This window comes from Pseudomonas sp. GW821-FHT09C10, from assembly GCF_059418085.1.
On sequence record NZ_JBWKPE010000023.1, the window covers coordinates 1 to 24,191 of the forward strand.

Below are 24,191 nucleotides of genomic sequence, written 5' to 3' on the forward strand. Positions count from 1 at the left end.
GCGGTAGTTCAGTCGGTTAGAATACCGGCCTGTCACGCCGGGGGTCGCGGGTTCGAGTCCCGTCCGCTGCGCCATATCTGCCTCAAGGCCCACTGAACGCCTTGAAGCACAAAGAAAGCCACTGGCTACTTTGATCCGATAGCAAAGACCCTGGTCGAAAGACCGGGGTTTTTTGTGTCTGCAATTTGGCAATTTTTTGCGGGAGCCGGCGAACCGGCTCCCATTGATTTGTCAGAAGCCCAGCTTATCCCGCAGCCCGTAATACCAGGCCCCCAGTGCCGCAAACGGTGTGCGCAACAGTTGCCCGCCCGGGAATGGGTAGTGCGGCAGGTCGGCAAACGCATCAAAGCGCTCTGCCTGGCCTCTCAGCGCTTCCGCCAGCACCTTGCCCGCCAGGTGGGTGTACGTCACGCCATGGCCGCTGCAGCCCTGTGAGTAGTAGATGTTGTCGCCCAGGCGACCGACCTGCGGCAAGCGCGACAGGGTCAGCAGGAAGTTGCCGGTCCAGGCGTAGTCGATCTTCACATCCTTGAGTTGCGGGAAGGCCTTGAGCATCTTCGGGCGGATGATTGCTTCGATGTTCGCCGGGTCGCGCGCGCCATACACCACGCCGCCGCCGAAGATCAGGCGCTTGTCACTGGTGAGGCGATAGTAGTCGAGCAGGTAGTTGCAGTCCTCTACGCAGTAATCCTGCGGCAGGAGTGTCCTGGCCAGCTCATCCCCGAGTGGCGCCGTCGTGATCACCTGGGTGCCGCAGGGCATCGATTTGGCCGCCAGCTCCGGCACCAGGTTGCCCAGGTAGGCATTGCCCGCGACGATGATGAACTTGGCCCTGACCTTGCCTTCGGCGGTGTGAACCACCGGGTTGGCGCCACGCTCGATGCGCACCGCCGCCGATTGTTCGTAGATCGTCCCGCCCAGGGACTCCACGGCGGCGGCTTCACCGAGTGCCAGGTTGAGTGGGTGGATATGGCCGCCACTCATGTCCAGCAGTCCGCCGACATAGTTGTCACAGGCCACGACCTCGCGAATGCGGCGCTGGTCCAGCAACTCCAGCTGTGTATGGCCGTAGCGCTCCCATAAGCGTTTCTGCGACTCCAGGTGGCCCATGTGCTTGCTGTTGAGTGCCGCGAACACGCCGCCGTCCTTGAGGTCGCACTGGATCTGGTACTTGGCGACCCGCTCGCGGATGATCCTGCCGCCCTCGAACGCCATCTGCCCCAGCAACTGCGCCTGCTGGGGGCCGACGCTGCGCTCGATTACGTCAATGTCACGGCTGTAGCTGTTGACGATCTGCCCGCCATTGCGGCCTGACGCGCCAAAACCCACCTTGGCGGCTTCCAGTACCGTCACGCGAAAACCGTTCTCCAGCAGGAACAGCGCGCTGGACAGGCCGGTATAGCCGGCGCCGATCACGCACACATCGGTTTCGACGTCGCCTTGCAGCCTTGGGCGCGGCGGCACGGCATTTGCGGAAGCGGCGTAATACGACTGGGGGTAGGGGGTGTTCGCCATCCTGGAACCTCTGTTTTATATTTTTTACGAGTGCCCTGATCCTACCTGAGTTGAAAATTGCCTGCCAGCCACCCCAAAAAGTGCGGTGCGCCGACTGCAAATAAATAATTCGCATATTCATAGGGTTAGCTGCAAAAAAGATGTTGACACCCCTCCGGAATTCCGTAGAATGCCGCCTCACAGCAGGCACGTAGCTCAGTTGGTTAGAGCACCACCTTGACATGGTGGGGGTCGTTGGTTCGAGTCCAATCGCGCCTACCAAACAAAATCCGCTCTGCTGGGCGGTCTGGAAGGGCTCACCGAAAGGTGGGCCCTTTTTGTTGCCTGCGTTTTTTACTGTTGAAAATGCAGTGCCGCTCTAAAGTAATTCATCGATAGGCCGATGCAGTCGCAAATCTCTAATCCTTGGGTATCTGGCATGCTTATCACTGTTAGCAATACAGCCTCCTTATCAAGCACTCCAAACACTGTCAGCCCGAGTGGTCCCGCTGTCACCGAAAGCGCAAGCAGCACAAGCAGCGCTGCCGTCAGTACCCGCGCTGATACTAAGGGTGCGGCAGGCGTAGCTGGGGGGGGCCAGGCGTCATCGAGCTCGCAGGAGTCCGATACTGTCAAACAGTTGAAGAAGCAGATCGAACAGTTGCAAAAGCAGCTTCAAGAGCAGCAACAAGCCTTGCAGGAAGCGCAGGCCAGCAACCAGAACGCAGAGGCCAAGGCTGCGGCTGTGGCGGCGGCTCAAGCGCAAATCGCCGCTACTTCTGCGGCGTTGCAGACGGTGACTTCGGCTCTGTTGCAAGCCGTCACTGCCGAGGGCAGCAGCAGCTCGGGGTCGATGGTCAGTACCACCGCCTGAGTACCGGAAAGTGTGTTGAGTGGCGAGCCGCGCGGTGTCTGTCATCGGCTCAGCACACTTTCCCCTGCTCCCACAGGTAACCGATAAACATCCGCCAGCGCGAATACTCCCAGCAGCGCCACGCCAACGAACGCCACGCGAAAATCCCCGACCTGTGCCTGCATCTCATGCCCCTGCAGGGTCATGGATGCCCGTAGCAGCAGCGCCGCCACCGTTACGCCCATCCCCATGGCCAGCTGGAATGACATGCTGAACAGCGCCGAGGCCTCACTCATGCGCGGTTTGGGCACATCCGCGAAGCCGATCGAGTTGTAGCAGGTGAACTGCATCGAGCGGGACAATCCTCCCACAAACAACACGGCCGCGATCAGTACAAATGGGGTCTGCACCGTGAAAAGCGCGCAAGCGGCTATCGACACCACGCCGATTATCCCGTTCACCAGCAAGACCCGGCGAAACCCATGGCGGCGCATGATGGCCGTGGTGAACGGCTTCATCGCCAGGTTGCCAGCGAATACCGCCAGCACCAGCAAGCCTGCGTCCACCGGGGACAAGCCAAAGGCGATTTGAAACAGCAGCGGCAGCAGGAACGGTAGGGCGCTGATGGCCAGGCGAAACAGCGAGCCGCCATAGATGCTCACGCGAAATGTATCGATGGACAGGGTCTCGAGCGGCAATAACGGGTCGCTGGCATGGCGGCAATGGTGAATGGCCCACACTGCCAGCGCGATGCCTGCCGCGACCAGCACGGCGCCTGGAATAAGGCGTTCACCGGTCTGGTTACCCAGCCATTCCAGCCCACCCAGCAGGGCCACACAGGCGCCTGCCAGCAGTGCAAAACCCTTGGCATCGAACTGGCGCACGCTGGCTTCACGGTCTTCCGGTACCAGCCACAGTGCGGCGGCCAATGCCAACACACCCAGCGGCAGATTCACGTAGAAGATCCATGGCCACGATGCATGCGTCACGATCAACCCACCGGCCAGCGGCCCCAGAATCGGCGCGACCAGGCCGGGCCAGGTAATGATCGCGATCATCTTCACCAAGTCTTTCTTATCCGTATTGCGTAACACCGCCAAGCGTCCTACGGGCACCATCAATGCGCCGCCGATGCCCTGCAGGACGCGGGCGAACACGAACATCTCGATACTTTGGCTGAGCCCGCAGAGCAGTGAAGCGAGGGTGAACAGAATGATTGCGCCAGCGAATACCCGGCGCGCACCAAGGCGGTCGGCGACCCAGCTGGACAGCGGTATGAAGATCGCCACGGCGAGGATATAGGCGGTGATGCCGATGTTCATGTCGACCGGTGTCACCCCGAAGGCGGTCGCCATGGTCGGTAGCGCGGTGGCGATGACCGTGGCGTCAAGGTTCTCCATGAAGAAGGTTACGGCGACCACCAGGGCGATCAGACTGGTGTGTAGACTGAGGCGGTTTTGCGCGGCGGAATCTGGAATGGCTGAGCTCACCGGTGCTGCCCTCTTTCAGTGAACGGTTTGATGAAGAAGGCCGACCAGCTGCCCGATGCGCCGCGCACGATAAACGGGCGGCGTTAAGATGAGCGAATCCTTCATGGTCTGTCCACGTCTTGTTACTCGTGGACTGCTCAATTACCCACAAAATTTATTGGTTTGCAGCAACAATTTTTCTTGTTGGACACCTCCTGCTCCCAGGCAGCACAGTTGCCGCCACTGACGCTCGCCCTGACGGGCCAACAATAAAAAACCGAGCCGACTGCACGCCACTTCCTGCTGTGAACCCTTTGTTCACATCCTGCTGTAATGGCGCCGCAGCGCGCACTTAAGGACTTCTCCGCCATGCAAACTGTTGTGAACTTATGGCCGTTGATCGGCGTACTTGTGATCGTGGTTGGCTTTGTTTTGCGTTTCAATCCGCTGTTGGTGGTCACCGCCGCAGCTATCGCCACCGGGCTCGCTGCCCACTTCCCGCTGGAGAAAATCCTCGCCACTATGGGGGATGGTTTCCTACAGACTCGCGCCCTGCAATTGATCCTGTTGTTGCCCCTCGCTGTCATCGGTTTGCTGGAGCGCCACGGCTTGCGCCTGCACGCGCAGAACTGGATTGCGCGGTTTGAGCGCGCCACGGTCGGACGCCTGCTGATCATCTATCTGTTTGTACGCGAATCCACCGCAGCCATGGGCTTGACCAGCCTCGGCGGGCACCCGCAGATGGTGCGCCCACTGCTGGCGCCGATGGCCGAAGGCGCGGCGGAAAAGCGCTACGGCAAACTGCCGGACAAACTGCGTCACAAGGTGTTGGCCATGTGTGCGGCCACCGATAACGTCGGCCTGTTTTTTGGTGAGGACATCTTCGTCGCCTTTGGGGCGATTGCCTTGATGCATACCTTCCTGCTCGGTTCGGGGATTGATGTGGAGCCGCTGCATATTGCGGTGTGGGGCATTCCTACGGCGATTTGCGCCTTTATCGTTCACGCGCTCCGACTTCATCGGTTTGACCGAAGACTGACCCGCGAGATGACGACCGCCGTGACCCCAGTGGAGGCCGCGCAATGATCATCTCTATCCAATACCTGTACTGGCTCGCCGGGGTCCTGCTGCTGATCACCGCCGGCATGATCCTGTTGGATCGAACCCATCCCAAGCGCTGGTCCAGCGCACTGTTCTGGCTGCTGTTCGCCATCCCGTTCCTGGTAGGGGAGCGCCTGCCCTCGGTGGTGGTCGGTGCGGGAGTGGTGGTGATGGCGCTGATCGCCGGCCTGGGCGGCGTCGGCCGTGGCACCCATGCTGAGTTGCATGACAAGGCTTCGCGCGCCAGTGCCGGCCGCCTCGGGCACAAGCTGTTTATCCCGGCGCTGGCGATCCCCCTGACCACCGTGATCGGTTCGGTCTTGCTCAAGCACACCGAGATTGGCGGCGTACCGCTGCTGGATCCGAAAAACACCACCTTTGTGTCCCTAGGCATCGGCTGTCTGATCGCCCTCGGCCTGGCGTGCTGGCTGACCCGTGATACCCCGGTGCAAGCCTTGCGCGAATCCCGGCGACTCACCGAGGCCCTGGGCTGGGCCATGGTGCTGCCGCAGATGCTGGCGATGCTCGGCCTGCTGTTCAATGAGGCCGGTGTCGGCACGGCTGTCGCCCATGTCACCACCACCTACATCAACCTGGATTTCAAGTTGGTGGCGGTCATGGTGTACGTGCTGGGCATGGCGCTGTTTACGGTGATCATGGGCAATGGCTTCGCGGCGTTCCCGGTGATGACCGGGGGCGTCGGCGTGCCGGTGCTGGTGGGTATCTACGGCGGTAACCCGGCGGTGATGGCCGCCATCGGTATGTTCTCCGGCTACTGCGGTACGCTGATGACGCCGATGGCGGCCAACTTCAATATCGTGCCGGCGGCGTTGCTGGAGTTGCCGGACAAGAACGCGGTGATCAAGGCGCAACTGCCGACCGCGTTGATGATGCTGGTGGTCAATATTGTCCTGCTTTATGTGCTGATGTGAGGCCAAGATGCGAACTGTATTGCTGACGGGGTTCGAGCCCTTTGATCAAGACCTGGTGAATCCTTCCTGGGAGGCGGTGCGCCAGTTGGATGGCGTGCAACTCGACGATGATGTGCGCATTGTTGCGCGCCGATTGCCCTGTGCGTTTGCCACGGCGGGTGAGTGCCTGCTCCAACTGATCAATGAACTGCGCCCGGCGATGGTCGTCGCCACTGGGTTGGCCTCCGGGCGCAGCGAAATATCCCTCGAGCGAGTGGCGATCAACATCAACGATGCACGCATCCCCGATAATCTGGGGGAGCAGCCCATCGACACGGCGGTGGTGGTCGGCGGCCCGGCGGCGTACTTCTCGACGCTGCCGATCAAGGCCATGGCCAGGGCGGTGCGCGAAGCAGGGATTGCGGTGTCGGTATCGCAGACGGCGGGTACATTCGTGTGCAACCAGGTGTTCTACCGCCTGCAGCACGAACTCGCGGGCACCGGTGTACGCAGTGGTTTTATCCACGTGCCGAACCAGCTGGGAGCGGGCCTGGTCGATGGGCTGCGCATCGCGGTGTCGACGGCGTGGAATACCCCGGTGGATGTGCTGGAAGTGGGCGGTCAGGTGAGTTGACGTCCCACGGGGTGCGATAACCTCGACTACAGTTCAGCTACATTCCTGTGTTGGATCATCGCCATGATCAAGTGCCCGAAATTCGTGTCTGTTGCGCTTTCGCTTGTGTTGTTTGCTGCTGGCGGTATGGCCTTGGCTGATCCAGGCAATGGCAAGGGGCAAGGCAACGATAAAGGCAATGGTCACGGCGGGCAGGGGCATGACAAGCCCAAGGGCAAAGGTGCAGCAGGCAGTCGCGGCCCCAGCGTCGACCGTGGCAGCGTGCTGAATGTGTTGGGCGGTTATCGCGACTACTGGAGCCCGGGGCCCGCCTTGCCGCCTGGTATCCAGAAGAACCTGGCCCGCGGCAAGCCGCTGCCGCCGGGCATTGCCAAGAAGCTGGACGGGCGTTTGTTGGGCCGCTTGCCCCATTACGATGGGTACGAGTGGCAGCAGGCGGGCACCGACTTGATACTGGTGGCCATCGCGACGGGCATCATCTACGAAGTCCTCAATGGCGCCCTTGATTGAGCTGACGGTGTCGACCGCATGGCGCTCTACGCCGCCGTGTTATTGCCGGCGTCGTTGGCGTTTACAAGCCGCCGGGTGATCCGTAGATTGCATTGCGTCGATTATTCGTTTCAGCTCACGAGGAAACCCCGCAGTGTCCATCCGAGGTTCAGCCGTATTTGCCCGCCCTTACCGCGCCTTTCTGTTCGATATGGATGGGACTCTGCTCAATTCGATTGCCGCCGCCGAGCGGGTATGGAGTATTTGGGCTGAACGCCATGGGCTGGAGGTGGCGACGTTTCTGACCACCATCCATGGCGCCCGGGCGATCGACACCATCACGCGTCAGGCGTTGCCCGGCGTCGACCCGGAGGTTGAAGCGCAGTGGATTACCGAGGCTGAAATCAATGATGTGCAAGGTGTCGTTGCGATTGCCGGGGCCGTCGAGTTTCTGAACCGCTTGCCCGGCGATCAGTGGGCGTTGGTCACCTCTGCACCCAGGGAACTGGCGTTGCGTCGACTGCAAGCGGCGGGTATTACGCCGCCAGCGGTGCTGGTCACGGCTGAAGACGTGGCTATCGGCAAGCCGAACCCTGCGTGTTATGTGCTCGGTGCGCAGCGCCTGGGGGTGTCGACGCAGGATTGCCTGGTGTTTGAGGACGCGACGGTGGGGATCCGTGCAGGGGAGGCGGCGGGAGCGGATGTGATGGTCGTGACTTCGACGCACCTCAAGCCCATGGCGACGGAGCATCCTTCGATCGATGGGTATGAACAGCTGCAGGTGCAGCGCAGCGCTGATGGCTTGCTCTACTTGGCGCGCGCGACGGGCTGAAGCAGCAAAACCGAGCCGGCTACCGGCCTCGGCCTGCTTCGCGGGTGGCTGGGTCAGGCGACGCCTGCATTCGATCACTGCGCATGCCTTGGCGTGACAGCACCATCTCCCTGAGAATCTCGTTGGCGAGCCGGGCAATCGCTTCGGCACCGCGATAATGCGCGCGCACGATTCCGGTGATTGCGAAGTGGTCCGTCTCCGGACCGCTGAGCACGGCCGAGAGGGTACCGTCAGCGTGCAGCGTACAGGTGACCGTGTAGCTGGGCAGGCGGGCTGCCAATTCAGATTCGATTTGGGTTTTAGTGAGCGTGTCCATCTGTACCGGCACCTTCTACTGACTGTGCAAACACACCCAAGAATAGGTCTTGTTGCAAGGCTGTAAATACCAGCGATCTGATAGCGAGTCAGGGGCGGGCGTCAGCGTACGGTTTTGCGCACGATGCGTTGGCACAACTTGCGCTGCACGGCCATCTGGATGGGCTTGAGGCAGAACATGAACAGGTAGCCACACAGCAGGAGTACCAGGTCCAGTCGCGAACGGGGCGCTTCGGCGCCCTCTATTTCAAGCTTCAGGCCATATTCCAAGCCGACAAAGACCAGTCCCGTCAGCAGGGCGATCATCCAGGATCTGGAAAAAAATGGCTGGGCGCTGCCTGGCATCATCGACGTGCTCCTGAGTGCACACGGATGGTGGGATATCAGTCAGAGGATTCGGTTGCAGGGGGGGCAATAAGTTCCAGGTGTGAAGATAGTTTCATCTTGAGCATGGATGCACATGCGGCAAAAAGCGCTTCGCGCAACACAGACAAAAGCAGTCCGAGGAGGTTTTCGCCAGCCGTTACAGTGAACGAAAGGGCTGGCTACTGAGGGCGCTTCAAGGCGTCTGGTTTTTGTCCGGAGCGGTCAGGCCGGCCTGGATGCGCTGGTAAATCTCCTCGCGATGCACGGCAACATCCTTGGGTGCGTTGATGCCGATTCGTACTTGCTGGCCGCTGACGCCCAGGATGGTGATCGTAATGTCATCACCGATGTTTATGCTTTCACCGACTTTGCGGGTGAGTATAAGCATGGACTTCTCCTTGATTACTTTTAAGGACACATGTTTCAGACAGGGCAGGTGTCGTATGTGTGTAGCTTACTGCTAAGCGCGTCCCTGTGACTGCCTCTTTTAGGACGCATAGAGGCGACATTAATTCCCATGGCGGCATCATACAGGTCTGGGATACATCATTCGCATTGTTTAAGCCAACGTTTATGACGGCCAGAATAGACAGTGAATGATAAAGTCGCCTCTTTATCCGTTGAAGGAGCAGGGCAGTGCGTAAAGTAGCGATGGCAATTGCGGTGTTGGTATTGGCCGGTTGCGGTGAAGGCAAAAGCGTCGATGCCCCCAAGGCCAAGCCTGCCGTAACCGAAAGCCAGCCACAAACCGGCGCGATTGCTGCCCAGGAATGGGACCTGCGAGTAGGCCCGCCGGACCATAAGCTGCAGGCAATCACCGACCTGACCGCCTGGTTGCTCGAACACGGGTTCAGTTTTTATATCGTGAAGGTCGACGGCAAGGACGAAGTGCTGCTGGGGCCATTTGCAACCAGGGCCGAGGCCGAGGCCAAGCAGACGCTGCTCAACGAGAAGATGGCGCGGGCCAAGAAAAGTGACACGGTGTCCGAGATCATCGAGCACAAGGCCGCGCAGTAACAGCAGATCGGGCGGCAGTGCCGCCCCTGTTCAACCGCAGGCTTTCAGGTTAACCGGGCCGACAAACTCATTGCCGCGCCCCATCACGCACGCCACCGTCTGGTTCCGCTGGAGCTCCCAGGCTTGTACCGGATAGGTCTTGTTCCAGGCTTCGTACAACTGGCGATCCTGTTTCGACAGGCGCAAGCCGTACTGCTTGCTCATGTAGAAATACGTGCGTGCGATCATCCCGCGAATGGACGGGCGCGGCATGACCTTCTTGGCCTTGAAATCCACCTGGGTCAGGCACGAGCCGTATTGCCCGCTTTGCACCGGCAGCCAGCCAAAACTGAAGTTACTTCGATCGCCATTGACCTCGCCGATGCTCGGCACCAGGTTGTGCAGATCCGCTTCGGCACGCTTGAATACGTCGTCATGGCGGGTGCAGTTCTTGCGTCCACCGTTCTGCCAGCACTGGCGCTGATGGCCGATCTGCCAGGCCGGAACAATGTGCTCCCACTCGATGCGCGCGGCACGGTTGGCGTTTTTGCGTGGGATGTAGCCGCAGGCTTTCAGGTCAACGCGGTTGCCGGTGTATTTGCAGCCGCAATAGAACTCGGTGGATTGTGGCGCGTACAACTTCCAGGCAACCTTTTTGGCTTCGCTGAAGGTACGGGGCGCCTGGGCATGGGCAGTGACAGCAAAAAGCAGGCAGCACACAGCAATAAAACGGGCGCTCATTGAATCAATCTTCCTTCGGCACAACCCAGAAAATCTGCACGCCGCCGTCATCCCGATAGGCGAGGGTGACGTTGTCGTTCTCCGCGATTTCCTCCAGCAAGCGCTGCCACTCGTCTTCTGGCTCGTCCGGCAAGCGGAAGATCAAGGCTGCCTTGGCTTTTTGAGCGTTGGTGGAGTTGATGATCTTTTGCACACGAATGGCCAGGCGTTCGTAGGCATCAGGTGGGGTTAGGGCTGCGGAAGAGGACTTTGCCACGGAGTGTTCCTTAATAAGCTGTACGTGCATACAGTATTTAACTGTAGGCAAATTCGCAACTGCTTAAAATTCAATAAGTTCGTCTGACGGCGATTTAGGCGAGTTGGTGTAAGGCGGGGAGGTGTTGGTTGCGGGATTTACACAGGAGGTAGAGGCGGGTAAACCCGCCTCTACAGAGATGCCAACAGGAATCAATATTCCCAGAACATCCGTTGCAGTTCTTTGCTGTCCTGGGTCTTGGTCAGGGCGACCATCGCCAGAATCCGCGCTTTCTGCGGGTTCAGGTCGAGGGCGGCGACCCAGTCGTACTTGTCGTCCGGCTGTTCGGCATTACGCAGCACCATGCCCCCGGCATTCACGTGGGAAGAGCGGATGATCTGCACACCTTGCTTGCGCAATTCCACCAGCGCGGGAACCACTTTGGACGACACCGAACCATTGCCGGTGCCGGCGTGGATGATGGCTTTGGCACCAGCCTGGGCCAGTGCCTTGTAGGCGGTGTCGCTCACGTTGCCGTAGCCGTAGGCGATTTCAACATCGGGCAGGCTCTTGATGTTCTTGATGTCGAATTCCGAGTCCATGGTGTGACGCTTGGCCGGCAGGCGGAACCAGTAGGACTTGCCTTCAACGACCATGCCCAGCGGGCCCCATGGGCTCTTGAACGCCTCGGTCTTGATATTGATCATTTTGCTGACGTCGCGACCCGATTGGATCTCGTCGTTCATGGTCACCAGTACGCCTTTGCCACGTGCATCCTTGCTGCCGGCCACGGCTACGGCGTTGTACAGGTTGAGCATGCCGTCGGCCGACATGGCGGTGCCTGGGCGCATGGAGCCGACCACCACGATAGGCTTGTCGGTTTTTTCCACCAGGTTCAGGAAGTAGGCGGTCTCTTCCAGGGTGTCGGTACCGTGGGTGATCACGATGCCGTCCACGTCCTTGCTGTCGGCCAGTTCGGCGACGCGGCGACCCAGTTGCAGCAGGTTCTCGTTGTTGATGCTTTCGGACGCAATTTGCATCACTTGCTCGCCACGCACATTGGCGATCTGGCTAAGCTCAGGAACACCGGCGATCAATTGCTCTATACCGACTTTGGCAGCCTGGTACGTCGCACTGTTGGCGGCGCTGGCGCCCGCGCCGGCAATGGTGCCGCCGGTGGCGAGGATCACCACGTTGGACAGTTTGGTCTTGGATTCAACCTCCTTTGCCTGGGCGGCAACGGGGAACAGCAGCAGAAGGGCCAACGCCCCCGGAACAAAGTTCTTCAATGCAGATTTCATTATTTTTCTCTCTGGTTTTTGATGAGTGCTGTAGCAGGTTCATCTAGAACACCTGGGCATTGCTGAATGCCTCCAGGCGCTGTGTAGGAGCAGGATCTGTACCATGCCGAATATGTTCGAGCATATAAATTAACTTGTTGATATATATAAATTTTTACTGATTGAACGATGAGGTTTTGCTTGCTGGATGTCCGGCTTTCCGAACAACCTGGGGTGTGGCGTTCGGTTGTCCGAAAGTTATGACGAAAGAATCCTGAGTGCCGCGCCAAACCTGTCGTTTCAGAGAACGACCGAACGTGGCAGATGTTTAGGAGCGGCCTTCGCAGGACGGGAGAGCCGGGACTGTAGGTCTTGCATGAAAGGCCATGTTCTACCGTTGACAAATCTCGACAAGGTTCTCATAGTTTGATCAACGCAAACGTTTGCGAGATGTTTCATGAGGCTCTCGTCAGAGTCTCCTGTCAGCTCGTATCAGCCACCCGGGTGGGAGGGCCGCCGAAGTACACTTTGGTGCACGCGTTGCTCACAATAATCATAAGATCGGAGTGAACCATGAAGCTGCCATTCGCTGGACGTCTTCTTGCTGTCGCTGTGCTTGCTGCCGCATCCGCCGCCTTACCTTTCTCCCCTGCATTCGCTGCTGACGCTGCCGCCAAACCCAAGGTCGGCCTGGTGATGAAATCCCTCGCCAACGAATTTTTCGTGACCATGCAGGACGGTGCCAAGGCGTATCAGAAAGACCATGCCACCGATTTCGACATGATCACCAACGGCATCAAGGACGAAACCGATACCAGTGCGCAAATCGGTATCGTCAAGCAGATGATCCTGTCCAAAGTCAATGCCATCGTTATCGCGCCTGCTGATTCCAAGGCACTGGTAAAAGTGCTGGAAGATGCCTCTAAGGCCGGGATCAAGATCGTCAACATCGATAACCGCCTGGACCCGGACGTGCTGAAAAGCAAAAAACTCGATATCCCCTTCGTCGGCCCCGACAACCGCAAAGGCGCCAAACTGGTGGGCGACTACCTGGCCAAGCAGCTTGCTGCCGGCGACAAGGTCGGCATCATCGAAGGTGTACCGACCACCACCAACGCCCAGCAGCGCACCGCAGGCTTCAAGGATGCGATGGGTGCTGCCGGTATGAAGATAGTTTCCACCCAATCCGGCAACTGGGAAATTGACCAAGGCCAGAAAGTGGCCTCGGCCATGCTGAGCGAACACCCGGACCTCAAGGCGCTGCTGGCCGGTAACGACAACATGGCCCTGGGTGCCGTCTCCGCCGTACGTGCTGCAGGCAAGGCCGGTAAGGTCCTGGTGGTGGGTTACGACAACATCGAAGCCATCAAGCCGATGCTGCAGGACGGTCGTGTGCTGGCGACCGCCGACCAGGCGGCTGCGCAGCAAGCGGTGTTCGGTATCCAGAACGCCCTCAAGCTGGTCAAGGGTGAGAAAGTCGATGCCAAGGACGGCATGATCGAAACCCCGGTCGAGCTCGTCCTCAAGAAGTAATCCTGGCAGCACCCAACAGCGTCCGCCCGTCCTGGGCGGACGCCTGGAGATTTTCCTATGTCATCTTCCGCCCCGAACGCTGTCCTCTCGGTCAGCGGTATCGGTAAGACCTATGCCCAACCGGTTCTGGCCGACATTACCCTCACGCTTAACCGGGGTGAGGTACTGGCGCTGACCGGTGAAAACGGCGCGGGCAAGAGTACCTTGTCGAAGATCGTCGGTGGGCTGGTTACCCCGACCACCGGGCACATGCAATTCCAGGGGCAGGATTACCGTCCGGCCAGCCGTACCCAGGCTGAAGCGTTGGGCGTGCGCATGGTCATGCAGGAACTCAATCTGCTGCCGACGCTGACCGTGGCCGAAAACCTGTTTCTGGATAACCTGCCCAGCCACTGTGGCTGGATCAGCCGCAAGCAATTGCGCAAGGCTGCGATCGAGGCCATGGCTCAAGTCGGCCTGGACGCCATCGACCCGGACACCCTGGTCGGCAGCCTCGGTATCGGCCATCAACAGATGGTCGAGATCGCCCGCAACCTGATCGGCGACTGCCATGTGCTGATCCTCGACGAGCCCACCGCGATGCTCACGGCCCGCGAAGTCGAGATGCTGTTTGAGCAAATCGCCCGCCTGCAGGCCCGGGGCGTGGCGATCATTTATATTTCGCACCGGCTCGAAGAACTGGCCCGTGTCGCCCAGCGCATTGCGGTACTGCGCGACGGCAAGCTGGTCTGCGTCGAGCCGATGGCCAATTACAACAGTGAACAACTGGTCACCTTGATGGTGGGCCGGGAGTTGGGTGAACACATCGACCTGGGACCGCGCAGCCTCGGCGGCCCGGCCCTGACCGTAAAAGGCCTGACGCGCTCGGACAAGGTCCGCGACGTATCGTTTGAAGTGCGTGCCGGTGAGATCTATGGCATCTCCGGCCTGATCGGCGCCGGTCGTACAGAGCTACTGCGGCTTATCTTCGGGGCCGACCTGGCCGACAGCGGCACTGTGGCCCTGGGTTCGCCGGCCCAGGTGGTGAGTATTCGCTCGCCGGTGGATGCCGTGGGTCATGGCATTGCCCTGATCACCGAAGACCGCAAGGGCGAAGGGCTGCTGCTGACCCAGTCGATCAGTGCGAATATCGCATTGGGCAACATGCCGGAAATTTCCGCTGGCGGCCTGGTCAATAGCCGCGATGAAACTGCCTTGGCCAAGCGCCAGATCGATGCCATGCGGATCCGCAGTTCCAGCCCGGCGCAATTGGTGTCCGAACTGTCCGGTGGCAACCAGCAGAAAGTCGTGATCGGCCGCTGGCTGGAGCGTGACTGCTCGGTGATGCTGTTCGACGAGCCCACCCGCGGCATCGATGTCGGTGCCAAGTTCGACATTTATGCCTTGCTGGGTGAGTTGACTCGCCAGGGCAAGGCGCTGGTGGTGGTGTCCAGCGACCTGCGTGAACTCATGCTGATCTGCGACCGCATCGGCGTGCTGTCCGCCGGGCGCTTGATCGAAACCTTCGAGCGCGACAGCTGGACCCAGGACGAATTGCTCGCCGCCGCCTTTGCCGGCTATCAGAAACGTGATGCGCTGCTCAACGACGCAGTGCTTAGGGATACCCCATGAAACTAACAACTTCCCCCGGTAAAACCGGCGGCAACTTTTACGGCCTGGGCACCTACCTGGGGCTGGCCGGTGCATTGCTGGCGATGATCGCGCTGTTTTCGGTGCTCAGTGATCACTTCCTGTCCTATGACACGTTCAGCACCCTGGCCAACCAGATTCCTGACCTGATGGTGCTGGCGGTGGGCATGACCTTCATCCTGATCATCGGCGGTATCGACCTGTCGGTGGGCTCGGTGCTGGCGTTGGCGGCATCGGCGGTCAGCGTGGCGATTCTCGGGTGGGGCTGGAGTGTCTTGCCGGCTGCCTTGCTCGGCATGGGCTGCGCCGCGTTGGCCGGCACTATTACCGGCTCGATCACGGTGGCCTGGCGCATTCCATCGTTTATCGTGTCCCTCGGCGTGTTGGAAATGGCCCGTGGCGTCGCGTACCAGATGACCGGCTCGCGCACGGCCTATATCGGCGATTCGTTTGCCTGGCTGTCCAACCCGATCGCCTTCGGTATTTCGCCGTCGTTTATCATCGCTTTGCTGGTGATCATTGCCGCCCAGTTGGTATTGACCCGCACCGTATTCGGTCGTTACCTGATCGGTATCGGCACCAACGAAGAAGCCGTACGCCTGGCCGGGATCAATCCCAAGCCGTACAAGATCCTGGTGTTCAGCCTCATGGGCCTGCTGGCCGGTGTGGCGGCGCTGTTCCAGATTTCGCGTCTGGAAGCGGCAGACCCGAATGCCGGTGCCGGCCTTGAGCTGCAAGTGATCGCCGCAGTGGTGATCGGCGGCACCAGCCTGATGGGCGGGCGTGGTTCGGTGATCAGTACCTTCTTCGGTGTGTTGATTATTTCGGTATTGGCCGCCGGCCTGGCGCAGATCGGTGCCACGGAACCCACCAAGCGCATCATCACCGGTGCCGTGATCGTGATCGCCGTGGTCCTGGATACTTATCGCAGCCGTCGCGCCAGTCGGCGAGGCTGAACCATGGCAACGATCAAGGATGTGGCCGCGATTGCAGGTATTTCCTACACCACCGTGTCCCATGTGGTGAACAAGACGCGCCCGGTGAGCGAGCCGGTACGGATCAAGGTTGAAGCAGCGATCAAGCAGCTCGACTACGTGCCCAGTGCCGTCGCGCGTTCGCTCAAGGCCAAGACCACGGCCACCATCGGATTGCTGGTGCCCAACAGCCTCAACCCGTATTTTGCCGAGCTGGCCCGGGGCATCGAAGATTATTGTGAGCGTAACGGCTACTGCGTGATTCTCTGCAACTCCGACGACAACGCGGAAAAACAACGCAGCTATTTGCGGGTGTTGCTGGAAAAACGCATCGACGGCTTGATCGTGACCTCGGTAGGCGGGGATGACAGCGGCCTCGCCGCGGGGTTGAGCGCCGTGCGCACGCCCATGGTGATTGTCGACCGGGCGCTGGATGGTATCGATGTCGACCTGGTACGCATCGACCACGAGGAGGGCGCCTACCTGGCGACCCGGCACTTGCTTGAGCTGGGGCATCGGGACATCGCCTGCATCGGCGGCCCGGGCCACACCCGCGTCGCGCAAATGCGCCTGGCGGGTTACCAGCGTGCGCTCCATGAAGCCGGTGTGGCGGTGGTGGCCAATCGCGTCCAGGAAAGCGACTTCACCAGCACCGGCGGTTATGCTGCTGCCGTGCAATTGCTGGCGCAGAACCCGCCCAGCGCGATTTTTGCCAGCAACGACATGATCGGCTTCGGCGTGTTGCGCGCGGCGGCGGAGCGTAATATTCGCGTACCCGGCGAGTTGTCGGTGATCGGTTTCGATGACATTCAAATGGGCCGCTACGTGTACCCGGCGCTGACCACGGTCGGTCAGTCGATCCTGCAGCTGGGCGAGACCGCGGCCGAGCTTTTACTGCGACGAATTGCAACCCCCCAACTGCCGATCGATCAACGCATCGTGACGCCGAGCATCGTGTTGCGTGAATCGACGGCGCCAGTCGCCGGTGTGTTCGCCCAATACCGCTGAACCGAATTGATGAGTACTGATGTATGCCAGCAAAAGTAGTGGTAATAGGCAGCTTGAACATGGACCTGGTCACCCGCGCGAGTCGGCTGCCCCGTGCCGGTGAGACCCTGATCGGCCAGACGTTTTCCACGGTCCCTGGCGGCAAGGGCGCCAACCAGGCCGTGGCATCGGCGCGACTGGGAGCCGATGTGGCAATGATCGGCTGTGTCGGTAGCGATGCCTATGGCACTGAACTGCGTGGCGCCTTGCTGGTGGAAGGTATCGATTGTCAGGCGGTGAGCACCGTGGACGGTTCCAGTGGCGTGGCCTTGATTGTGGTGGACGACAGCAGCCAGAACGCGATTGTGATCGTTGCCGGCAGCAACGGCGAGCTGACACCCGCCTCACTGCAGGCGTCCGATGCGGTGCTGCAGGGGGCCGACGTGATTATCTGCCAGCTGGAAGTGCCGATGGATACCGTGGGCTACACCCTCAAGCGCGGTCGTGAACTGGGCAAGACCGTGATTCTCAACCCGGCGCCGGCCAGCGGCCCGTTGCCCGCCGACTGGTACGCCTCGGTCGACTACCTGATTCCCAACGAAAGCGAAGCCAGTGCACTGAGCGGCGTGACAGTCGACTCCCTCGACAGTGCCAAGGTCGCGGCGACCCACCTGATCAAGGCGGGGGCGGGCAAAGTCATCATCACCCTGGGTGCCCAAGGTGCGTTGTTTGCCGATGGCCAGGGCTTTGAGCACCTGGTGGCGCCCAAGGTCAAGGCGGTGGATACCACCGCTGCCGGCGATACCTTTGTCGGTGGTTTTGCCGCAGCACTGGCCAGTGGCAAAAGTGAAGCCGAGGCCATCCGTTTCGGCCAGGTCGCGGCAGCCTTGTCAGTCACCCGTGCCGGTGCGCAACCCTCCATTCCTACGCTGCATGACGTTCAAGGTTTTGTGCTTTTATGAAAAAGACCCCGCTGCTCAATATCGCCTTGTCGCGTTTGATCGCATCCTTGGGCCATGGTGACATCCTGGTGATCGGCGACGCCGGCCTGCCAGTGCCGCCCGGGGTCGAGTTAATCGACCTGGCGCTGACCCAGGGCATTCCCGACTTCATCAGCACCTTGCGTATCGTGCTCAGTGAAATGCAGGTGGAAAGCCACGTGCTGGCGGAAGAAATCCTGCTCAAGCAGCCGCCCGCGCTGACGGAGCTGAACGCTTTGGCTGAACAGGCCGCCCTCGGCGAGCGAAGGCTGCTCAGCCATGAACAATTCAAGCAACTGAGCCGTAACGCGCGCGCTGTCGTGCGTACCGGCGAGTGCCAGCCTTACTGCAATATCGCGCTGGTCTCCGGCGTCACCTTCTAGAGTTTCCCAACGACAAGGAGTGTTTTATGCAACGTGGTCTGCCAACCCTGAAAAATCTGTTTCGGAGTGTCCTGCTTTTGTCCGCACTCACTGCTGCCAGCGCCCAAGCGGCGGAAAAAATCGACTTGATCATCGACACCGACCCAGGTGCCGACGACGTGGTGGCCTTGCTCTTCGCCATGGCTTCCCCGGACGAATTGAACATTCGTGCGCTGACCACCGTCGCCGGCAACGTGCGCCTGGACAAGACCTCGCGTAACGCGCGCCTGGCCCGCGAGTGGGCCGGGCGTGAAGAAATCCCGGTGTACGCCGGCGCACCCAAGCCGCTGTTGCGCACACCGATCTATGCCGAGAACATCCATGGCAAAGAAGGTATTTCCGGCGTCACCGTCCATGAGCCTAAAAAGGGCCTGGCTGAAGGCAACGCCGTTGATTACCTGATCAAGACCCTGCGTGCGGCCAAGCCTCACAGCATTACCATTGCCATGCTCGGCCCTCAGACCAACCTGGCGCTGGCCTTGACCCAGGACCCGGAAATCACCCAAGGCATCAAGGAAGTGGTGGTGATGGGTGGCGCGCACTTCAACGGCGGCAATATCACCCCGGTTGCCGAGTTCAACCTGTTCGCCGATCCGATTGCAGCCGAGATTGTGCTCAAGAGTGGCGTCAAGCTGACCTACCTGCCGCTGGACGTGACCCACAAGGTGCTGACCAGCGAGGCGCGCCTGAAGAAGATCGCCGACATCAACAACAACGCGAGCAAGGTCGTCGGCGATATTCTCAATGAATACGTCAAGGGCGATATGGAACACTACGGCATCCCGGGCGGCCCGGTACATGACGCTACTGTCATCGCCTATCTGCTCAAGCCGTCTTTGTTCACCGGGCGTCAGGCCAATATGGTGGTAGACAGCCGCGAAGGCCCGACCTTCGGTCAGACCATCGTTGATTGGTACGACGGCCTGAAGCAGACAAAAAATGTGTTCTGGGTTGAGAACGGTGACGCCCAGGGCTTCTTCGATCTGCTCACCGAGCGCCTGGCACGCCTGAAGTAACCCGGTCGACGTTCGCCAGCCGGTTCTTATTCACGCTCGGGGTCTGATGCCCCCATGTGATCGGCCGGGTATTTTTCGAATACCTGGCCGATGAATGCCTGTGCCGCCTGGGTGCCGAGTTCCTTGACCAGCAGGTCGATACCGATGATTGCCAGTTCTTCCGGGCTTCCTGGGCTGTAGGAGCTTTGTCCTTGGGGCCATTTGGCTTTGATGTCGGCTTGGAGCGTTACGGTGGTCATGGAAGTCTCACGGGTTGAAATGCTGGGCAATGCGCTGGAACGCGGCTCTAACCGGCGCAGTTAATCATTTTGCGCGGGGTTTGGCACTGCTACTTAGGCATGAAGCAGGTGCTGTGCGACACTGTCTCCCTGTTTAATTGCCGGGGGACCCCGCGTGCAGATCGATTTGAATAACCCCGAGAACCTGACACTGGCCGCCGTGCGTCAACTGATCGCCAGTGCCAGTGATGACGAGCATACCCAGTTGCGTGTAACCAGGGCGGGAATTGCCTACATATCTTCTGGGGTGGTGGGAGGTACTGACATCGATGGCCTGCTGTTCCGCCTGGAGACCTGGGCCAAGGGTTCCGGTTATGTCGGCAATGTCGCGGCCAGCGACGAGGTCTGGGTTACACAGATTTTCAATGCGCTGAAGCAGAACTGGCCGAAGCCGCCGTTTGATTACATCGACGTCTACTGATTGCGCTCATATTTGGTCACGATTGATCGGGCGAATGCCTGCTGATAGTCGGGCAGACTTACCTGGCGGCGGTTTACGTTTTGAAACCTATCAGCCTGACCGCTGTCGCACGATCTCTGTCCATTTTTCAATTAGGAGGCTTCATGCCTTGGAAGCTCGCATCATTCGGTACTTTGTTGGCAGCACTCGCGTTGGCGGGTTGCAGCACCCCGGGTGCCTCTGAGCCAGCCAAAGACGCCGCCGTGACCGATGCCGGTCATAGCCGCTGTGAGTCGAAGGCCGCCGAATTCAGCATTGGCCAGAAAGCCTCGCCGCAGTTGCTGGAGCAGGCCCGTACCCGCGCAGGCGCACAGAACGCACGGATCCTCAAGCCCAACGATATGATCACGCTGGAATACCGCTCCGACCGCTTGAACCTGAACACTGATGACAACCTGGTGATCACGCGCGTTAATTGCGGCTGATCGTTTCCAGGCTTTTGCAACGCCCATAAAAAACCCCGTCACATGGACGGGGTTTTTTTAGCTCAGCGGAGAATTACTCGCCGCGAACCTGTGCAGCTTGCATACCCTTTTGGCCTTTCTCAGCCACGAAGGAAACGGTTTGGCCTTCTTTCAGGCTTTTGAAACCGTCGCTTTCGATAGCTTTGAAGTGTACGAACAGGTCGTCACCGCCACCTTGAGGAGTGATGAAGCCGAAGCCTTTTTCATCGTTGAACCATTTAACGGTGCCGGTTTGGCGATTAGACATGGTGTATCTCCAAGAAACATATATTTTCAGTAGTGCTGTGCTGCTCAGGCCAACTGGGCACACTGGGCTATCATAGTCGAAATGTTCGGCTTGGGAGCCCCCCCAAGGCATTGTTTGCTAATCAATAGCGTTGTGTTTGCTACTTGTGTCGGCTGAAAGCCCCGATCTACGGGGCTTCGGCGCGAAATATCAGCTGGTAAAAAAAGCCGTAAAAGCTGCGTAATTTGTGCGAAATGGCAGTTTTCGGGCTGTTTTCCTGGCAAAACGGTCGTCTGGTCCCAGGTCGGTCTTACTTTTTCTTCACGACTTTGCAGGACGAAATAGCCGCGACTGCCTTGTTTTTAAGCTCCGGGCTGGCGTTCTGGTTAGTCATGAGCTCTTTGATTTCCGCAGTGCTCAATTCGGCGTTGATCTTGTCGGCGCCACATTCGCAGTGGGCCTTGGCAGTCTTGACGTCTACGTTCTGGCTGGCGGCCGCGCTGCAGTCGCTGACGAAACTGTCACGGGCACCGGCTGGCCAATTGGATGGAGCGGCAGCCTGCGCGCCGAGGGAAAGGAGGCTCAGGGTAGCGGCGAAAGCGAGGGTCGAGGTAAAACGCATCATGGGATGCTCCTTTGATTCGAGGACGAACGGCGATTCTCAGTGGGTTTGAGGTGTGGCGTACAGCTCAAGTTCACTTTTGCAGCTATAAAGGCTGGAATTTGTCTTTGCGGCGGATACTGTCGGCGCGATGACCGTTCATCTGTGCTAGCATCTTCGGCCTGGCTAATTCCGGGCGCGCCATTTGCCGCCTTGCCATGTTTCTTTTCAGCTCACTCCAGTCACTGTGGTTCGATTATCGGTTGGCCGAAAGGCTCCTGCCGCTGTAAGGCAGGCGTTCATCACTGAACGGCCTGGTGTTGGATCTTGTACTGGCTCATCCCAACCCACGTGACCTTTGGTAGGGGTCACCACTAGGAGAGGAGGCGCCATGCCAACTATTACTCTTCCCGACGGCAGTCAACGTTCATTCGATCATTCGGTTTCCGTAGCCGAGGTCGCCGCATCCATTGGTGCTGGCCTGGCCAAGGCCACCGTGGCCGGCAAGGTCGATGGCAAGCTGGTTGACGCCAGCGACCTGATCACCTCCGATGCCAGCCTGCAAATCATCACGCCCAAGGATCAAGAGGGGCTGGAGATCATTCGCCACTCTTGCGCGCACTTGATTGGCCATGCGGTCAAACAACTGTATCCCACCGCGAAAATGGTGATCGGCCCGGTCATCGACGAAGGCTTTTATTACGACATCGCCTACGAGCGTCCTTTCACCCCGGACGATCTGGCCGCTATCGAACAGCGCATGCACGCCCTGATCGAAAAAGATTACGACGTCATCAAGAAAGTCACTCCGCGCGCCGAAGTGATCGACGTGTTCACTGCGCGTGGCGAAGACTACAAGCTGCGCCTGGTGGAAGACATGCCGGACGAGCAGGCCATGGGCCTGTACTACCACGAAGAATACGTCGACATGTGCCGTGGCCCGCACGTGCCGAACACGCGCTTCCTCAAGTCCTTCAAGCTGACCAAGCTGTCCGGTGCCTACTGGCGCGGCGACGCGAAGAACGAGCAACTGCAACGCATCTACGGCACTGCCTGGGCTGACAAGAAGCAGCTGGCCGCCTATATCCAGCGCATCGAGGAGGCCGAAAAGCGCGACCACCGCAAGATCGGCAAGCGCCTGAACCTGTTCCACCTCCAGGAAGAAGCGCCGGGCATGGTGTTCTGGCACCCGAACGGCTGGACCCTGTACCAGGTGCTCGAGCAGTACATGCGCAAGGTTCAGCGCGACAACGGTTACCTGGAGATCAAGACCCCGCAGGTCGTTGATCGCAGCCTGTGGGAGAAATCCGGACACTGGGCCAACTACGCCGACAACATGTTCACCACCCAGTCGGAAAACCGCGACTACGCCATCAAGCCGATGAACTGCCCATGCCACGTGCAGGTGTTCAATCAGGGCTTGAAAAGCTACCGCGAGTTGCCGATGCGCCTGGCCGAGTTCGGTGCCTGCCACCGTAACGAGCCATCGGGTGCGTTGCACGGCATCATGCGGGTACGCGGCTTCACCCAGGACGACGCCCACATCTTCTGTACCGAAGAGCAGATGCAGGCCGAATCCGCCGCGTTCATCAAGCTGACCATGGACGTTTATCGTGATTTCGGCTTTACCGAAGTCGAGATGAAGCTGTCCACTCGTCCGGAAAAACGCGTCGGTTCCGACGAGCTGTGGGATCGCGCCGAAGCGGCCCTGGCCGCAGCGCTAGACAGTGCGGGCCTTGCGTACGATCTGCAGCCGGGTGAGGGGGCCTTCTACGGGCCGAAGATCGAGTTCTCGTTGAAAGATTGCCTTGGCCGTGTCTGGCAATGTGGTACCTTGCAGCTCGATTTTAACCTGCCGATCCGTTTGGGAGCCGAATACGTCTCCGAAGATAACAGTCGTAAACACCCGGTTATGCTGCACCGGGCGATCCTCGGCTCATTCGAACGGTTCGTCGGGATCCTGATCGAGCACTACGAGGGTGCGTTCCCTGCGTGGCTGGCTCCGACTCAGGCAGTGATCATGAATATCACTGATAAACAGGCGGATTTTGCTGCTGAAGTTGAAAAAACTCTCAACGAAAGCGGATTTCGTGCCAAGTCCGACTTGAGAAATGAAAAGATCGGCTTTAAAATCCGCGAGCATACTTTGCTCAAGGTTCCCTATCTTTTGGTTATCGGAGATCGGGAAGTCGAGATGCAGACTGTCGCTGTGCGTACTCGTGAAGGTGCTGACCTGGGCTCGATGCCCGTCGCCCAGTTCGCTGAGTTCCTCGCGCAAGCGGTTTCCCGGCGTGGTCGCCCAGATTCGGAGTAATTATTATTAAGCGTGAAATGAGACAAGATAAACGAGCTGCACCGAAAGCCCCGATCAACGAGAATATCTCGGCACGCGAGGTTCGGTTAATTGGCGCTGACGGCGAGCAGATTGGCATCGTCTCGATTGATGAAGCGCTTCGTATTGCAGAAGAGTCCAAGTTGGACCTGGTGGAAATCTCCGCCGATGCAATCCCACCCGTTTGCCGGGTGATGGACTACGGCAAGTCGATCTTCGAAAAGAAGAAGCAGGTTGCCGCGGCGAAGAAGAACCAGAAGCAGATTCAAGTAAAAGAAATCAAGTTTCGTCCAGGGACGGAGGAAGGGGATTACCAGGTAAAACTGCGCAACCTGGTACGTTTCCTGAGTGATGGGGACAGGGCCAAGGTATCCTTGCGATTCCGCGGCCGTGAGATGGCCCACCAGGAGCTGGGGATGGAACTCCTCAAGCGGGTTGAAGCTGACCTGCTCGAGTACGGTTCGGTCGAACAGCATCCTAAGATGGAAGGACGCCAGCTGATCATGGTCATCGCCCCGAAAAAGAAGAAGTAATCAACAGGGCACGGCAGGCCTTCTGATTATGTTTATCAAC

Annotated in this window: 29 protein-coding genes and 1 tRNA gene; 19 read left to right on the forward strand and 11 right to left on the reverse strand. The window is 59.3% G+C overall.

Annotated features, from left to right (window positions below; translation table 11 throughout):
- Positions 1-231: 231 nt before the first annotated feature.
- Positions 232-1,515, reverse strand: coding sequence for an NAD(P)/FAD-dependent oxidoreductase (locus tag AC07OT_RS29775; RefSeq protein WP_115486921.1), 1,284 nt, complete (start codon positions 1,513-1,515; stop codon positions 232-234).
- Between the two features lie 184 nt (positions 1,516-1,699).
- On the opposite strand from AC07OT_RS29775, the gene AC07OT_RS29780 reads away from it, so the two are divergent.
- Positions 1,700-1,776, forward strand: a tRNA-Val gene (locus tag AC07OT_RS29780).
- 157 nt (positions 1,777-1,933) lie between these two features.
- Positions 1,934-2,368: a hypothetical protein gene (locus AC07OT_RS29785; protein ID WP_495109769.1), complete on the forward strand. Its 435-nt coding sequence runs from the start codon at positions 1,934-1,936 to the stop codon at positions 2,366-2,368.
- 41 nt (positions 2,369-2,409) lie between these two features.
- On the opposite strand, the gene AC07OT_RS29790 is transcribed toward AC07OT_RS29785, so the two are convergent.
- Positions 2,410-3,837, reverse strand: a complete 1,428-nt coding sequence (locus AC07OT_RS29790) for a DHA2 family efflux MFS transporter permease subunit (RefSeq protein WP_495109770.1) — start codon at positions 3,835-3,837, stop codon at positions 2,410-2,412.
- Between the two features lie 348 nt (positions 3,838-4,185).
- Here AC07OT_RS29790 and AC07OT_RS29795 point away from each other — a divergent pair, with 348 nt between their 5' ends.
- From AC07OT_RS29795 to AC07OT_RS29815, 5 genes are all read left to right on the forward strand, one after another.
- Positions 4,186-4,902 (forward strand): DUF969 domain-containing protein, encoded by a 717-nt coding sequence (locus AC07OT_RS29795; RefSeq protein WP_495109771.1) that lies wholly within the window; start codon positions 4,186-4,188, stop codon positions 4,900-4,902.
- Positions 4,899-5,849 (forward strand): DUF979 domain-containing protein, encoded by a 951-nt coding sequence (locus AC07OT_RS29800; RefSeq protein ID WP_065927250.1) that lies wholly within the window; start codon positions 4,899-4,901, stop codon positions 5,847-5,849. Before AC07OT_RS29795 ends, AC07OT_RS29800 begins: the two co-directional genes overlap by 4 nt.
- 7 nt (positions 5,850-5,856) lie before the next feature.
- Complete coding sequence (gene pcp, locus AC07OT_RS29805; protein WP_495109772.1) at positions 5,857-6,462, forward strand: pyroglutamyl-peptidase I; 606 nt, start codon at positions 5,857-5,859, stop codon at positions 6,460-6,462.
- 63 nt (positions 6,463-6,525) lie between these two features.
- The gene (locus tag AC07OT_RS29810; RefSeq protein ID WP_065927252.1) at positions 6,526-6,972 is read left to right on the forward strand and encodes an anti-virulence regulator CigR family protein; all 447 of its coding nucleotides are present in this window, start codon (positions 6,526-6,528) and stop codon (positions 6,970-6,972) included.
- Positions 6,973-7,105: 133 nt separating this feature from the next.
- Positions 7,106-7,783, forward strand: coding sequence for an HAD-IA family hydrolase (locus tag AC07OT_RS29815; protein WP_495109773.1), 678 nt, complete (start codon positions 7,106-7,108; stop codon positions 7,781-7,783).
- A gap of 19 nt (positions 7,784-7,802) precedes the next feature.
- On the opposite strand, the gene AC07OT_RS29820 is transcribed toward AC07OT_RS29815, so the two are convergent.
- The 3 genes from AC07OT_RS29820 to csrA all read right to left on the reverse strand — a co-directional run bounded on the left by AC07OT_RS29820 (position 7,803) and on the right by csrA (position 8,852).
- Positions 7,803-8,099: a DUF1652 domain-containing protein gene (locus AC07OT_RS29820; RefSeq protein WP_253491470.1), complete on the reverse strand. Its 297-nt coding sequence runs from the start codon at positions 8,097-8,099 to the stop codon at positions 7,803-7,805.
- Positions 8,100-8,200: 101 nt separating this feature from the next.
- Positions 8,201-8,446, reverse strand: coding sequence for a hypothetical protein (locus AC07OT_RS29825; RefSeq protein WP_115486934.1), 246 nt, complete (start codon positions 8,444-8,446; stop codon positions 8,201-8,203).
- 211 nt (positions 8,447-8,657) lie between these two features.
- A complete protein-coding gene (csrA, locus tag AC07OT_RS29830; RefSeq protein WP_003192511.1) occupies positions 8,658-8,852 on the reverse strand; it encodes a carbon storage regulator CsrA in 195 nt (64 codons plus the stop codon).
- A gap of 263 nt (positions 8,853-9,115) precedes the next feature.
- Here csrA and AC07OT_RS29835 point away from each other — a divergent pair, with 263 nt between their 5' ends.
- The gene (locus tag AC07OT_RS29835; protein WP_193603556.1) at positions 9,116-9,481 is read left to right on the forward strand and encodes an SPOR domain-containing protein; all 366 of its coding nucleotides are present in this window, start codon (positions 9,116-9,118) and stop codon (positions 9,479-9,481) included.
- 30 nt (positions 9,482-9,511) lie between these two features.
- Here the strand turns inward: AC07OT_RS29835 and AC07OT_RS29840 are convergent, their stop codons facing one another.
- The 3 genes from AC07OT_RS29840 to AC07OT_RS29850 form a co-directional block, all read right to left on the reverse strand.
- Positions 9,512-10,201 (reverse strand): endonuclease, encoded by a 690-nt coding sequence (locus AC07OT_RS29840; RefSeq protein WP_115486936.1) that lies wholly within the window; start codon positions 10,199-10,201, stop codon positions 9,512-9,514.
- Between the two features lie 4 nt (positions 10,202-10,205).
- Positions 10,206-10,457: a DUF1654 domain-containing protein gene (locus AC07OT_RS29845; protein ID WP_174562738.1), complete on the reverse strand. Its 252-nt coding sequence runs from the start codon at positions 10,455-10,457 to the stop codon at positions 10,206-10,208.
- A 191-nt stretch (positions 10,458-10,648) separates the two neighbouring features.
- Entirely contained in the window at positions 10,649-11,737 is a 1,089-nt protein-coding gene (locus tag AC07OT_RS29850) for an asparaginase (protein ID WP_010209102.1), read from the reverse strand.
- A 552-nt stretch (positions 11,738-12,289) separates the two neighbouring features.
- Between AC07OT_RS29850 and AC07OT_RS29855 the strand changes: the two genes are divergently transcribed.
- The 7 genes from AC07OT_RS29855 to AC07OT_RS29885 are packed head-to-tail and all read left to right on the forward strand — an operon-like array spanning position 12,290 to position 19,257.
- Entirely contained in the window at positions 12,290-13,249 is a 960-nt protein-coding gene (locus tag AC07OT_RS29855) for a sugar ABC transporter substrate-binding protein (RefSeq protein WP_141155573.1), read from the forward strand.
- A 57-nt stretch (positions 13,250-13,306) separates the two neighbouring features.
- Positions 13,307-14,860, forward strand: a complete 1,554-nt coding sequence (locus tag AC07OT_RS29860; RefSeq protein WP_141155572.1) for a sugar ABC transporter ATP-binding protein — start codon at positions 13,307-13,309, stop codon at positions 14,858-14,860.
- The gene (locus tag AC07OT_RS29865) at positions 14,857-15,834 is read left to right on the forward strand and encodes an ABC transporter permease (protein WP_065927257.1); all 978 of its coding nucleotides are present in this window, start codon (positions 14,857-14,859) and stop codon (positions 15,832-15,834) included. Before AC07OT_RS29860 ends, AC07OT_RS29865 begins: the two co-directional genes overlap by 4 nt.
- A 3-nt stretch (positions 15,835-15,837) precedes the next feature.
- Positions 15,838-16,860, forward strand: coding sequence for a LacI family DNA-binding transcriptional regulator (locus AC07OT_RS29870; RefSeq protein ID WP_495109774.1), 1,023 nt, complete (start codon positions 15,838-15,840; stop codon positions 16,858-16,860).
- Positions 16,861-16,883: 23 nt separating this feature from the next.
- Complete coding sequence (rbsK, locus tag AC07OT_RS29875; protein ID WP_495109775.1) at positions 16,884-17,801, forward strand: ribokinase; 918 nt, start codon at positions 16,884-16,886, stop codon at positions 17,799-17,801.
- On the forward strand, positions 17,798-18,202 hold the full coding sequence (gene rbsD, locus AC07OT_RS29880; protein WP_065940351.1) for a D-ribose pyranase: 405 nt from the start codon (positions 17,798-17,800) through the stop codon (positions 18,200-18,202). Before rbsK ends, rbsD begins: the two co-directional genes overlap by 4 nt.
- A gap of 26 nt (positions 18,203-18,228) precedes the next feature.
- Positions 18,229-19,257 (forward strand): nucleoside hydrolase, encoded by a 1,029-nt coding sequence (locus AC07OT_RS29885; protein ID WP_027604105.1) that lies wholly within the window; start codon positions 18,229-18,231, stop codon positions 19,255-19,257.
- 26 nt (positions 19,258-19,283) lie between these two features.
- Here AC07OT_RS29885 and AC07OT_RS29890 read toward each other — a convergent pair whose 3' ends face one another.
- Positions 19,284-19,496: a hypothetical protein gene (locus AC07OT_RS29890; protein WP_065940349.1), complete on the reverse strand. Its 213-nt coding sequence runs from the start codon at positions 19,494-19,496 to the stop codon at positions 19,284-19,286.
- A 154-nt stretch (positions 19,497-19,650) separates the two neighbouring features.
- On the opposite strand from AC07OT_RS29890, the gene AC07OT_RS29895 reads away from it, so the two are divergent.
- Together AC07OT_RS29895 and AC07OT_RS29900 are read left to right on the forward strand one after the other, a co-directional pair.
- Complete coding sequence (locus AC07OT_RS29895; protein ID WP_065927262.1) at positions 19,651-19,956, forward strand: hypothetical protein; 306 nt, start codon at positions 19,651-19,653, stop codon at positions 19,954-19,956.
- Between the two features lie 143 nt (positions 19,957-20,099).
- Positions 20,100-20,420, forward strand: coding sequence for an I78 family peptidase inhibitor (locus AC07OT_RS29900; protein WP_027604108.1), 321 nt, complete (start codon positions 20,100-20,102; stop codon positions 20,418-20,420).
- Positions 20,421-20,493: 73 nt separating this feature from the next.
- Here the strand turns inward: AC07OT_RS29900 and AC07OT_RS29905 are convergent, their stop codons facing one another.
- On the reverse strand, positions 20,494-20,706 hold the full coding sequence (locus AC07OT_RS29905; RefSeq protein WP_003234260.1) for a cold-shock protein: 213 nt from the start codon (positions 20,704-20,706) through the stop codon (positions 20,494-20,496).
- Between the two features lie 289 nt (positions 20,707-20,995).
- Positions 20,996-21,310 carry a hypothetical protein gene (locus AC07OT_RS29910; protein ID WP_027604109.1) on the reverse strand — a complete coding sequence of 105 codons (315 nt, stop codon included), beginning with the start codon at positions 21,308-21,310 and terminating at the stop codon, positions 20,996-20,998.
- Positions 21,311-21,677: 367 nt separating this feature from the next.
- Here AC07OT_RS29910 and thrS point away from each other — a divergent pair, with 367 nt between their 5' ends.
- Both thrS and infC read left to right on the forward strand, forming a co-directional pair.
- A complete protein-coding gene (gene thrS / locus AC07OT_RS29915; protein WP_048719014.1) occupies positions 21,678-23,600 on the forward strand; it encodes a threonine--tRNA ligase in 1,923 nt (640 codons plus the stop codon).
- Positions 23,600-24,151 (forward strand): translation initiation factor IF-3, encoded by a 552-nt coding sequence (infC, locus tag AC07OT_RS29920; protein ID WP_015884933.1) that lies wholly within the window; start codon positions 23,600-23,602, stop codon positions 24,149-24,151. Before thrS ends, infC begins: the two co-directional genes overlap by 1 nt.
- The last annotated feature ends 40 nt before the right edge of the window (positions 24,152-24,191 follow it).